This window comes from Actinosynnema sp. NPDC059335, from assembly GCF_042752395.1.
In the GTDB taxonomy this organism is placed as follows: domain Bacteria; phylum Actinomycetota; class Actinomycetes; order Mycobacteriales; family Pseudonocardiaceae; genus Actinosynnema.
On record NZ_JBHYXZ010000327.1, the window covers coordinates 1 to 1294 of the forward strand.

Genomic DNA, 1294 nt, shown 5'->3' on the forward strand with positions numbered 1-1294 from the left:
GGCTCGGTGGGCGGGCCCCGACCGGGGTCAGGCGGTGAGCAGGCGCAGGCCGTAGACCGACAGGATCTCGTTGATCGGCTGGAACCAGGTGCGGCCGCCCGAAGAGCAGTTGCCGTACCCGCCCGACGTGACGCCCTGGGCCTGGTCGCCGGTGATGAACGAGCCGCCCGAGTCGCCGCCCTCGGCGCACACGCTGGTGCCGGCCATCTGGTGCACGTCGCCCTGCGCGTAGTGGATGGTCTCGTTGCGGGACTGGATCACGCCGCAGTGCCAGCGGGTGGTCGAGCCGGAGCGGCAGACCGACGTGCCGACCGGGGCCTCCCACGAGCCGCGCACCAGCGCGTCGGGCACGGTGCCCCAGCCGAGCACGACGGGCACGTTCCACCAGCCGCCGCCGGTGCGGACCCAGGCGTAGTCGTTGCCGGGGAACGAGGAGCCGGCGAACTGGCCCTGCCAGGTCCGGTCCCAGCCGTAGACCTGCGCGCCGACACCGCCGCAGTGGCCCGCGGTGACGTACCCGCCGTGCACCGAGAAGCCGATGGAGCAGCGGACGTTGCCGGTGTAGTACGGGTCGCCGCCGACGGTGCCGGCCGCGAACGGCACGGGCGCGGTGACGCCCTCGGTGTTGACCCGGATCGGCCCCAGCCGCCGGGCCTGCGCCAGGAACCGCTCGACCTCGGCGGTCTGCACGCCGGGCTGCACGTCGACCACGACCGCGCCGCTGCGCGGGTCGGGGTGCCAACTGGTCACCGCCGAGGGCACCTGGCCGGCGGCGGACAGCGCGTCCACGCGGTCCTTGACCCGGTCCAGCTCGGCGGCCGTCCGGCCGACCAGCCGCGGCTCCGCGCCGGCCGCCCGGACCCGGTCGGCCGCGGCGGCGTCGGTCACGCCGACCACGAGCACGCCCTTGTCCTGGTCGAACCACGTGCCGCCGAAGGACGACCCGGCCGCCGTGCGGGCGGCGGGGGCGGTTCGGGTGGCCCGGTCCTCCTGGGCGAGCCTGGTGAGGACCTGCTGTTCGGTGAGCCCGAACGCGGCCTGCATGGCGGGCACCAGCCCGGGCGAGAGTGGTTCCGCGGCCGGCGCGGCCTGGGCGGTCGGCGCCACGGCCAGACCGCCGGCCAGCGCGGCCGCCACCCCCAGTTTCGTCAACGTTGTCAGTCGCACGCCTTCCTCCTCGTCCACAGGGCGGGGGGGGGGGGGGGGGGGGGGCGGGGTCGCCGCCCCCCACCAGCTTTTTATCACCCCCACCGGTTATCTTGAAAAACAAAAGACCCCCCCCTGACACCCCCCC

The 1294-nt window shown here is 75.3% G+C and carries 1 protein-coding gene; it reads right to left on the bottom strand.

The annotated features are described in order from the left end of the window. Nucleotides 1-27 precede the first annotated feature (27 nt). Nucleotides 28-1167, bottom strand: coding sequence for a S1 family peptidase (locus ACFXGA_RS40200; protein WP_378098482.1), 1140 nt, complete (start codon nt 1165-1167; stop codon nt 28-30). Nucleotides 1168-1294: the final 127 nt, after the last annotated feature.